The organism is Thiolapillus sp., assembly GCF_048562965.1.
Classification (GTDB): Bacteria; Pseudomonadota; Gammaproteobacteria; order Chromatiales; family Chromatiaceae; genus Thiolapillus; species Thiolapillus brandeum_A.
Genome location: NZ_JBHNMF010001614.1, coordinates 1 through 531, shown reverse-complemented (window position 1 = coordinate 531; position 531 = coordinate 1). Strand labels below are relative to the sequence as shown.

1 protein-coding gene is annotated in these 531 nt (G+C 49.7%); it reads left to right on the top strand.

Translation table 11 applies throughout. The annotated features are described in order from the left end of the window. Positions 1-145 precede the first annotated feature (145 nt). The gene (locus tag ACOCD2_RS25820) at positions 146-439 is read left to right on the top strand and encodes a hypothetical protein (RefSeq protein WP_293650450.1); all 294 of its coding nucleotides are present in this window, start codon (positions 146-148) and stop codon (positions 437-439) included. The last annotated feature ends 92 nt before the right edge of the window (positions 440-531 follow it).

The following is a 531-nucleotide window of genomic DNA, read 5'->3' as shown; positions in this document are numbered from 1 at the left end:
CCTATTGCCGCATCTCCAGTTACCTGCAGACCATGGCAAATCAGGGATACAATCCGCTGGTCGCCATTCAAATGGCCTTTTCGGGACAGCTCTATGCTGATAGGGGTGAGTAGTTACGTTCAATCAACTGAAACTCTCCTGGGGCTTGAAAGAGGCCTGGCAACAAACCCGCCAGACGCTGCATCGTTGGGTGCACCTGACCTTGGTGGGTTATGGTCTGATCCAATTATTGGGCTATCTGGATGATCAGACCGTCAGGCAACTGTGTTGCCATTCGCCCTGGCGAAAGGACAATCCCACAACGGCAGGGCAGATCCGTAAAGGACTGCTACTGATTTTTCACCATGTCCCTGTCCGGCAGTGGTGGAACCGTAAATGCAGAAAATTCGAACCGCCCAATTGGCGAGGAAGTGAGCAGGATGCAGCAATCAGCGTATAGAACAAGCTCTAACGGGCAGTATGAACAAAATAGCAACTTTATTTCACCCGAAAATATACGGTGGAACAATGTTGCTTACTCTAAACTCTAGT